This window comes from Stenotrophomonas sp. PS02301 (assembly GCF_029959485.1).
GTDB lineage: Bacteria > Pseudomonadota > Gammaproteobacteria > Xanthomonadales > Xanthomonadaceae > Stenotrophomonas > Stenotrophomonas maltophilia_Z.
Genome location: NZ_JASCOO010000027.1, coordinates 36,439 through 45,670 on the forward strand (window position 1 = coordinate 36,439; position 9,232 = coordinate 45,670).

Sequence of the window (9,232 nt, forward strand, 5' to 3'; positions counted from 1 at the left end):
ACCCGGCCATTGGGGCTGCGTGCCAGGGACTGACCGGCCCGCACAAAGCCAGCCCCCCATGAACGCATCCGTCAAATTCACTACCTCCCAGATCCGCAGCGATTTCCTTGAGTTCTTCAAGGGCAAAGGCCACACGATCGTGCCGTCGGCGCCCCTGGTGCCGGGCAATGATCCGACCCTGCTGTTCACCAACTCCGGCATGGTGCAGTTCAAGGACGTGTTCCTTGGCGCCGAGAAGCGCAGCTACGTGCGCGCGGCCGACGTCCAGCGCTGCCTGCGCGCCGGTGGCAAGCACAACGATCTGGACCAGGTCGGCTACACCGCGCGCCACCACACCTTCTTCGAGATGCTGGGCAACTGGTCGTTCGGCGATTACTTCAAGAAGGACGCCATCGCCTGGGCCTGGGAGCTGCTGACCCAGGTCTGGAAGCTGCCGGCCGAGCGCCTGCTGGTCACCGTGTACCAGACCGATGACGAGGCCTACGCGCTGTGGCGCGACATGGTCGGTATCCCGGAAGAGCGGATCGTGCGCATCGGCGACAACAAGGGTGCGCCGTTCGCGTCGGACAATTTCTGGCAGATGGCCGAAACCGGCCCGTGCGGCCCGTGTACCGAAATCTTCTATGACCATGGCGACCACATCGCCGGTGGCCCCCCGGGTTCGCCGGATGAAGACGGCGACCGCTTCATCGAGATCTGGAACCTGGTCTTCATGCAGTTCGACCGCCAGCCCGACGGCACCCTGGTGCCGCTGCCGGCCCCGTGCGTGGATACCGGCATGGGCCTGGAGCGTCTGGCGGCGATCCTGCAGCACGTCCACACCAATTACGAAATCGACCTGTTCCAGGCGCTGATCCGCAAGGCCAGCGAGCTGACCGGCATGGCTGATCTGGAGAACAAGTCGCTGCGCGTGATCGCCGATCACATCCGTGCCTGCTCGTTCCTGATCGTGGATGGCGTACTGCCGTCCAACGAAGGCCGCGGCTACGTGCTGCGCCGGATCATCCGCCGCGCCCTGCGCCATGGCTGGATGCTCGGGGTGCGCCAGCCGTTCTTCAGCAAGCTGGTGCCGACGCTGGTCGAGCAGATGGGCGTGGCCTATCCGGAACTGCCGGCGCAGGTCGACACGGTTGTGCGCGCCCTGCAGGCCGAAGAAGAGCGTTTCGCGGAAACGCTGGATTCGGGCATGAAGATCTTCGACGACGTGGCCGCCAAGGTCAGCAACGGCGTGATCCCGGGCGTGGATGCGTTCCGCCTGTACGACACCTACGGCTTCCCGCTCGATCTCACCCAGGACATCGCGCGCGAGCGTGACCTGACCGTGGACATCGAGGGCTTCAACGCCGCGATGGACACCCAGCGCGAGACCGCGCGCGCGGCCGGCAAGTTCGGCGGCGGCGTGACCCTGTCGGCCGATCTGGTCGCCACGCTCAAGCCGACCGTGTTCCTCGGGTATGACCGCCTGCAGGCCGACGACCTCACCGTGGTCGCCATCCTCAAGGACGGCCGCCCGGTGGAGAGTGCCCAAGCTGGCGATGACGTCATCGTGCTGACCCACCAGACCCCGTTCTACGCCGAGTCCGGTGGCCAGGTCGGCGACAACGGCATCCTGTCCGGCGCCGGCGTCCAGGTAGAGGTCAGCGACACCCAGAAGTTCGCGGGCCAGTTCCATGGGCACGTGGGCAAGCTCACCGCGGGCAGCCTGAAGGTCGGCGATGTGCTGTCCGGTCAGGTGGATGGCCAGCGCCGTGGCGCGACCATCCTCAACCACTCGGCCACCCACCTGCTGCATGCCGCCCTGCGCGAAGTGCTGGGCACCCACGTGCAGCAGAAGGGTTCGCTGGTCGCGCCTGATCGCCTGCGCTTCGATTTCTCGCACTTCGCGCCGATCAGCGCCGAAGACCTGGCGATCATCGAGCGCAAGGTCAACGAGCAGGTGCGCGCCAACAACGCCGCTGAAGTCCACACCATGGGCATGCAGGAAGCGCTCGACTTCGGCGCGATGGCGCTGTTCGGCGAGAAGTACGGCGAGCACGTGCGCGTGCTGAAGATGGGCGACTACTCCACCGAACTGTGTGGCGGTACGCATGTGTCGCGCACCGGCGACATCGGCCTGTTCAAGATCACTGCCGAAGGCGGTGTGTCTTCGGGCGTGCGTCGTATCGAAGCAGTCACCGGGCAGGGCGCGTTGGATTACGTGGCCCATGAAGAAGCCCAGCTGAGCGAAGCGGCGGCACTGCTTGGCGGCAATGCCGGCGACGTGGTCGACAAGATCCGCCAGCTCGGCGAGCGGCAGAAGAAGCTGGAGCGCGAGCTCGAGGCGCTCAAGGCCAAGCAGGCTGCCGGTGCGACCGCCGATCTCGGTGGCGCCGCGGTCGAGGTCAACGGCATCAAGATCCTGGCCGCGCGCCTGGAAGGCTTCGATGCCAAGGCGCTGCGCGATGCGATCGACCGGCTCAAGCAGCAGCTTGGCGATGCGGTGATCGTGCTGGCCGGCACCCAGGACGGCAAAGCGGCCCTGGTCGCAGGCGTGAACGGCAGCGCAATGGGCAAGGTAAAGGCCGGGGAACTGTTGGCCCATATCGCCAGTCAGATCGGGGGCAAGGGCGGCGGCCGCCCGGACCTCGCCCAGGGTGGTGGTGAGGACGGGCCCGCCCTTGCTTCTGCACTGGCCGCCGTCGTCGACTGGGTCACCCCCCGTATCTGAACAGCCTGAAGCCTCCTGCTCCTTGATGGGTCGGGAGGCCTGACGGTACTATGGCGAATCTTTTCCCGTTGTCGTGGGGCGCTCTTGCCGGGGCGCCAAGCCGGTGGGGAAATGCCACCACCGGTTCCCCTGGAGACTTGAACAAATGTTGATCCTGACTCGCCGTGTAGGCGAAACCCTGATGATCGGTGACTCGGTCAGCGTGACCGTGCTCGGCGTCAAGGGCAACCAGGTGCGTATCGGTATCACCGCTCCGAAGGACGTGGCCGTGCACCGCGAAGAGATTTACCAGCGGATCCAGCGCGGCGATGAGCCGAATGCATCCGGAAGTGAAAATTCTTCGGATTAAGGCTTTACCTGAGGGCGCGGAAAACGTTATTATTCGCGCCCCCGCTGAGATGATTCATCGCAGCGGCGGACCAAGAACACTGGAGCGGTGCCCGAGTGGCTGAAGGGGCTCCCCTGCTAAGGGAGTATAGGGCTTAAAACTCTATCGAGGGTTCGAATCCCTCCCGCTCCGCCAGTTGTAGAAAAGGCCTTCGTACGCAAGTACGGAGGCCTTTTTCTTTGTGCGATCCGGGTCAAACGATCGACTTGCAGACCGCTTCGATCCGATGCCCATCCGGATCAATCAGGAAGGCGGCGTAGTAGTGATCGCCATAGTCCTCGCGCAGCCCCGGCGCCCCGTTGCAGGTGCCGCCAACCGCCAGTGCATCGCGGTGGAACGCATCGACTGCCTCACGGGAAGGTGCGCCGAAGGCCAGGTGGAAACCCGTGCCCGGGGGCGAGGCGTCGGCGCGCAGTTTCAGGCACAGCAGATCCGCGTCCTCGACATACCCATAGCCGATGGCCTCGTCGTCTTCGAAAACACGGCGCATGCCCAGCGCGCCGAGCGCGGCATCGTGGAAGGCGGCGGCACGCGCAAGATCGCGCACGCCCAAGGAAATGTGATGCAGCATGGTGATGTGTGTCCGTGTCGAATGTCGCGCGCAGCGTCGCATGAAACAGACGGACGGCGCGCGGGTCGGCACATTCGGATGGCGCATGCAGTCGATCCCCAATCTTCATTGGTGCCGACGCGGCGGCTCGGCTACGGTCTGGTGCAGCGGCGCCTCACCAGGCGCCCCCCGTGAAAGGAGCAGGAGCATGTCGATGGGACGGAGGTCACTGCGTGGCTGGGTGGTGGTGAGCATGCTGATGGGCATGGTCATGCCGGTCGGTGCCGCATCGTTGGAGGAGCGGCTGCACCGGGCGGCGGAAAAGGGCGACGCCGCAGCCGTGCGCACGCTGCTGGGGCAGGGTGCACAGGTGGATGCGCGCGGCGCGGCCAACGCGACCCCGTTGCTGGCCGCGACCCACCACAACCACGTGGAGGCCGCGCTTGCGCTGATCCAGGCCGGTGCCGACGTCAATGCCAAGGATGCGATCCAGGACAGCCCGTACCTGTACGCCGGGGCGCGAGGGCATCTTCAGATCCTGCGCGCGACACTGAGCGCTGGCGCCGACCTGAAGAGCACCAACCGGTACGGGGGCACTGCACTCATTCCGGCGGCCGAACGCGGGCACGTGGAGACCGTGGCGACGCTGATCGCCGCCGGCGTCGATGTGGATCATGTCAACAACTTGCAGTGGACCGCGCTGCTGGAGGCGATCATCCTGGCCGATGGTGGCCCGCGACATGTGGAGATCGTCCGTCAGCTCATCGCGGCCGGGGCCGACGTGAACCTGCCCGACGGCGAGGGCGTGAGCCCGCTGCAGCATGCACGCCAGCGCGGTTACCGCCAGATGGAGACACTGCTTCTGGCGGCGGGTGCACGCCCGGGCTGAGCGAGGCGCAACCGGAACGAACGGAGGGGTGTTGCCACTGCGTTGACGCCGCACAGGCATGCTCTGCACCGCCGCTCTGCCAGGGTGTGCGCTTCCCCCGCAGAAACAGGAGTCGCCGTGAACGCACGCCGCCACTTCCTTTCCGTTGCAGCCGCCGGCACCGCCGCGTTCGCCGCCGCCCCATTGATGGCGCAGTCGGCCGGCCCGGGCAGCGTCCTGCCCACCCGCGGCCAGGCCTCGGCGAAGCCCTTGCCGGGCAACCCCGCACAGCAGGGCAGGCGTTACCGTCCGCAGACCCGCCTGGGCTTGGGCGGTGTCGCGATCGGCAATGGGTTTGCGGCCGCGACCGATGCGCAGAGCGAGGCCACCCTCGCCGCCGCCTTTGCAGCGGGCGTGCGCTATTTCGATACGTCGCCGTGGTACGGGCTTGGTCTGAGTGAGCGCCGTTACGGCCACCATCTGCACAACCATCCCGCGCGTGAGTACACGCTGTCGACCAAGGTCGGCCGCCTCCTGACGGCCACCGCCGGTGAGCTGCAGGACGTGATGTGGAAGGACCCCTCGCCGTTCCATTACCGCTACGACTACTCCGCCGACGGCACACGGCGCTCGGTGGAGGACAGCCTCAACCGCTTGGGTGTGTCGCAGTTGGATGTGGTCTTCATCCATGACCTGTCGCCGGACAACGAGAAAGACCTCGGCATGCCGTGGGAGCAGCGCTTCGCCGAGGCTGCAAAAGGCGCGATGCCGGCGCTGACGCGCATGCGCGAAGAGGGGCTGATCAAGGCCTGGGGCTTCGGGGTGAACCGCGCTGAGCCCGCCCTGCGTGCGGTCGCCGAGGCGGACCCGGACATCTTCCTGCTCGCCTGCCAGTACTCGCTGTTGGATCACGACCAAGCGCTGCATGACACGTTCCCGAAGATCGCCGCGCACGGTGCGTCGGTGGTGGTGGGTTCGCCGCTGCTGGCCGGCTATCTGGCTGGGCGCGACCGGTATCTGTACGACGGCAAGGTGCCGTCGTGGGCGCCGGAAAAGCGCGCGAAGGTGCAGGCCATCTGCGATCGCCACGGTGTGGATATGCGCACGGCCGCCCTGCAGTTCGCCGATGCACCGGAGGTGGTCTCGGCCGTGATCCCGGGCGCGCGCACGCCGGAACAGGTGTTGGCCAACGTCGCCTCCCTGTCCGTGGCGGTGCCCGCGGCGTTCTGGGCCGAGCTGAAGCAGGAAAAGCTGATCGCTTCGGATGCGCCGGTGCCGCGCGGCTGAGCCGGCTCCGGGACCAGGGAATCGCTTGGCCTGATCGGCACCCCCTGAGGCTCTGATGGCGCCCCGCCTGTAGAGGGGGCGTCACCTGTCTTCAGGACGGCCCCGCTCGGTGTCATTTCCGCCATAGTCTTTCGCGATAGACCCGGATACGGCATCATGCGGCCCATTCGTTCCCTCCAGCCGCCGCCAGAGGAGTCCCTTCCTGCCTGGAGGCATTGCCGTGTCCGTCGTTCCGTTCCGTGTTGCCCCGATCCATTCGGGTCGCCGTCGTGCTGTTCCCGCGTTCTCCCCGTTGATGCAGGCGATGGCCTGCGTGCTGGGCCTGGCCCTGTCCGCCTCGGCCGTGCAGGCCGAAGAGGCGCCGGCGGGTGACGCACCTGCCAAGGAAGGTGCGCAGACCCTGCAGACCGTGCAGGTCACCGCCAACCAGCTTGGTACCGTGACCGAGGGCAGCGATTCGTACACGCCCGGCACCATTGCCACGGCCACCCGCCTGGTGCTCAGCCCGCGCCAGACGCCGCAGTCGATCAGTGTGATCACGCGGCAGGAAATGAACGACTTCGGCCTCAATGGCATCGATGACGTCATGAAGGTCACGCCCGGCGTGAGCATCGTCACCTACGACAGCGAGCGCACCGAGTACTACGCGCGCGGCTTTGCGGTGCAGAACTTCCAGTACGACGGCATTCCGATGGCGCGTGATTCGGCCTACTCGGCGGGCAACACGCTCAGCGACATGGCCATCTATGACCGCATCGAAGTGCTCAAGGGCGCCACCGGCCTGCTGACCGGCATGGGCGACCCGGGCGCGACCATCAACCTGGTGCGCAAAAAGCCTACCCGCGAGCTGGCCGGCAGTGCCACGCTGGGCATCGGTTCCTGGGACAGCTACCGCGCCGAAGTCGATGTCGGCGGGCCGCTCACCGAGAGCGGGCGCGTGCGCGGCCGCGTCGTGGGCGCCTACCAGGACAATCATTCCAACGTCGATCATTACCAGCGCAGCAATGAGGTGTTCTACGGCATCCTGGAAGCCGACCTCGGCGAGAGCACGCTGCTGACCGTCGGTGCCGATTACCAGGACAGCGACCCGGAAGGCTCCAGCTGGGGCGGCATTCCCCTGCTGGACAGTGCAGGCAACTTCAACGACATGCCGCGCTCGTTCAACAACGGCGCGCGCTGGAGCCGCTGGGGCCAGTACGCCCGCACCGGCTTCGCCACGCTGGAGCACACCTTCGCCAATGACTGGGTTGCCAAGCTGCAGCTCAACCATCAGGTCAACGGCTATGACGCCTCGCTGGGCGCGGCGGCCGGTGGCAACCCGGATCCGGTCACCGGGGAAGGCGTGAGCATGTGGCTGGGCCAGTACATCGGCAAGACCACCAGCAACGCGGCCGATCTGTACGTCAGCGGAAAGTTCGAGTGGTTCGGCCGGCAGCATGAGCTGGTCGTCGGTGGCAGCGTGTCGCGCAAGCGCTGGGTCAACAACGGCTACTCGCCGCAGCCGGGCTACGTGAGCAGCGTCGCCAACTACTACGCCTGGACTGGCGATGTGCCCGAGCCGGACTGGCAGTGGGGCTACGGTGACAACCAGGTCACCCGCGAAAGCGGTGCCTATGTGGTGGGCCGCTTCGACCTGGCCGATCCGCTCAAGCTGATCGTCGGCAGCCGCATCGCCAACTATAAATCTCCGGATACCGACGAGAGCGGCGTGGTCGTGCCATACGCCGGCGTGGTGTACGACCTCAACCGCAACTTCTCCGTGTTCGCCAGCTACAGCACCATCTTCAAGCCGCAGGGCAACCAGGACGAGCAGGGCCGGGTGCTGGATCCGCTGGAAGGGCGCAGCTACGAAGCGGGCCTGAAGGCGGAGTTCTACGACGGTCGCCTCAATGCCAGTGCGGCGGTGTTCCAGCTGGAGCAGGACAACTACGCGCAGCCGACCGGCGGCAGGACGCCGAGCGGCGGGATCGCCTATGAAGGCCTGATGGGGGTGCGCACCAAGGGCTATGAGCTGGAAGTGTCCGGTCAGCTCGCGCCGGGCTGGCAGATCCAGGGGGGCTACGCGCACAAGATCGCGCGCCAGCAGTCCACCAAGGTCTCCACGCTGGAGCCGGAAGATCAGTTCAGCGTGCACAGCAGTTATCGCCTCACCGGCGCGGCCGATGGCTGGAGCGTCGGTGGGGGTGCGCGCTGGCAGGGCAGCACGTTCGGCACCATCACCAACCCGGCCACCGGCGGTAGCCAGATCCACCGCACCGAGCCCTACTGGCTGCTCGATGCCATGGCGCGTTACCAGTTCAACGACCAGCTCTCGGCGACGCTCAACGTCAACAACCTGCTGGACAAGCACTACTACACGATCTTCAGCTGGTACAGCACCTACACCTGGGGCGAGCCGCGCAACGTGCGCCTGACCCTCAACTACAGGTTCTGATCCAAAACCAACGACACCCCGGGCAACCGGGGTGTCTGCGTTTGCGGCCGGATGTTTACAGCGCCAGCTCGAACACGATGACTTCCGCGTCGTTGGCGTTTTCCAGCGTCAGCTGCGCCTCGTCACTGACCTGCAGCGCATCGCCGGTCTCCAGTGTGATGCCGTTGACCTGCAGCTGCCCGCGGGCCACCTGTACATAGGCGCCGCGACGCGGGGCCAGCGGCAGGTGGACGCGGTCGTCACCGTCCAGGATGGTGGCGTAGATGTTGGCGTCCTGGTGGATCAGCAGCGAACCGTCACGGCCATCGCGCGAGGCGATCAGGCGCAGCTGGCCGCGCTTGGTTTCCGGCGCGAAATGCGTTTCCTGGTAGCTCGGGGTGATGTTCTCCTGATCGGGGAACAGCCAGATCTGCAGGAAGTGCACCGGCTCGTCGGCCGAGTGGTTGAACTCGCTGTGGCTGACGCCGCTGCCGGCGCTCATCCGCTGCACATCGCCGTAGCGCAGCACCGAGCCGGTGCCCATCGAGTCCTTGTGCTCCAGCGCGCCGCCGAGCACGTAGGAGATGATCTCCATGTTGCTGTGGCTGTGCGTGCCAAAGCCCTGGCCGCCCTGCACGCGGTCTTCGTTGATCACCCGCAGCGGGCCGAAGCTGACATAGCGCGGATCGTAGTAGTTGGCGAAGGAGAAGGTGTGCATGGAGTTCAGCCAGCCATGGTCGGCCTTGCCACGGGTGTTGCTCTTGCGGATCTGCAGCATGGGAATCTCCTCGGTGTTCGATGGTTTCGATGGCGGTCCGGGGCGGCAGCTGCCGTTCCGTTTCCTGTTGCGGCCAGTATCCGCTTGCTCCGGTGCGTTGAAAAACGGATAGTTTCGCAAGCCATCATCGAAAAATTCGAATGCTCAAGCTCAGCCTCGACGCCCTGCAGATCCTGGATGCCATCGACCGCCCCGGCTCGTTCGCCCCGGCCGGCAAGGCCCTGCCCAAGGTGCCCGCGCC

Annotated in this window: 7 protein-coding genes, 1 tRNA gene and 1 pseudogene; 7 read left to right on the top strand and 2 right to left on the bottom strand. The window is 66.2% G+C overall.

What is annotated here, in order from left to right:
* The first annotated feature begins 58 nt into the window (after window positions 1–58).
* The 3 genes from alaS to QMX81_RS09275 all read left to right on the top strand — a co-directional run bounded on the left by alaS (window position 59) and on the right by QMX81_RS09275 (window position 3,230).
* Entirely contained in the window at window positions 59–2,707 is a 2,649-nt protein-coding gene (alaS, locus tag QMX81_RS09265; protein WP_282260824.1) for an alanine--tRNA ligase, read from the top strand.
* 145 nt (window positions 2,708–2,852) lie between these two features.
* Window positions 2,853–3,056 (top strand): carbon storage regulator CsrA, encoded by a 204-nt coding sequence (gene csrA, locus QMX81_RS09270; protein ID WP_019183311.1) that lies wholly within the window; start codon window positions 2,853–2,855, stop codon window positions 3,054–3,056.
* A gap of 81 nt (window positions 3,057–3,137) precedes the next feature.
* Window positions 3,138–3,230 (top strand) — tRNA-Ser (locus QMX81_RS09275).
* 58 nt (window positions 3,231–3,288) lie between these two features.
* Here the strand turns inward: QMX81_RS09275 and QMX81_RS09280 are convergent.
* Entirely contained in the window at window positions 3,289–3,666 is a 378-nt protein-coding gene (locus tag QMX81_RS09280) for a VOC family protein (RefSeq protein WP_121041803.1), read from the bottom strand.
* A 187-nt stretch (window positions 3,667–3,853) separates the two neighbouring features.
* Between QMX81_RS09280 and QMX81_RS09285 the strand changes: the two genes are divergently transcribed.
* The 3 genes from QMX81_RS09285 (at window position 3,854) to QMX81_RS09295 (ending at window position 8,234) form a co-directional block, all read left to right on the top strand.
* On the top strand, window positions 3,854–4,534 hold the full coding sequence (locus QMX81_RS09285) for an ankyrin repeat domain-containing protein (protein WP_121041805.1): 681 nt from the start codon (window positions 3,854–3,856) through the stop codon (window positions 4,532–4,534).
* A gap of 117 nt (window positions 4,535–4,651) precedes the next feature.
* Window positions 4,652–5,800 carry an aldo/keto reductase gene (locus tag QMX81_RS09290; protein ID WP_282260830.1) on the top strand — a complete coding sequence of 383 codons (1,149 nt, stop codon included), beginning with the start codon at window positions 4,652–4,654 and terminating at the stop codon, window positions 5,798–5,800.
* A 295-nt stretch (window positions 5,801–6,095) separates the two neighbouring features.
* The gene (locus QMX81_RS09295) at window positions 6,096–8,234 is read left to right on the top strand and encodes a TonB-dependent siderophore receptor (protein WP_282260836.1); all 2,139 of its coding nucleotides are present in this window, start codon (window positions 6,096–6,098) and stop codon (window positions 8,232–8,234) included.
* A gap of 55 nt (window positions 8,235–8,289) precedes the next feature.
* Here QMX81_RS09295 and QMX81_RS09300 read toward each other — a convergent pair whose 3' ends face one another.
* Window positions 8,290–8,991, bottom strand: a complete 702-nt coding sequence (locus tag QMX81_RS09300; RefSeq protein ID WP_282260831.1) for a pirin family protein — start codon at window positions 8,989–8,991, stop codon at window positions 8,290–8,292.
* Between the two features lie 140 nt (window positions 8,992–9,131).
* On the opposite strand from QMX81_RS09300, the pseudogene QMX81_RS09305 reads away from it, so the two are divergent.
* Window positions 9,132–9,232, top strand: a pseudogene (locus tag QMX81_RS09305) (LysR family transcriptional regulator); the annotation flags it as partial.

What these genes read in the sequence shown, in the direction of transcription:
- alaS (WP_282260824.1), top strand. Translation starts at nt 59, where the DNA reads ATGAACGCATCCGTCAAATTCACTACCTCCCAGATCCGCAGCGATTTC.
- csrA (WP_019183311.1), top strand. Translation starts at nt 2,853, where the DNA reads ATGTTGATCCTGACTCGCCGTGTAGGCGAAACCCTGATGATCGGTGAC.
- QMX81_RS09280 (WP_121041803.1), bottom strand. Translation starts at nt 3,666, where the DNA reads ATGCTGCATCACATTTCCTTGGGCGTGCGCGATCTTGCGCGTGCCGCC.
- QMX81_RS09285 (WP_121041805.1), top strand. Translation starts at nt 3,854, where the DNA reads ATGTCGATGGGACGGAGGTCACTGCGTGGCTGGGTGGTGGTGAGCATG.
- QMX81_RS09295 (WP_282260836.1), top strand. Translation starts at nt 6,096, where the DNA reads ATGCAGGCGATGGCCTGCGTGCTGGGCCTGGCCCTGTCCGCCTCGGCC.
- QMX81_RS09300 (WP_282260831.1), bottom strand. Translation starts at nt 8,991, where the DNA reads ATGCTGCAGATCCGCAAGAGCAACACCCGTGGCAAGGCCGACCATGGC.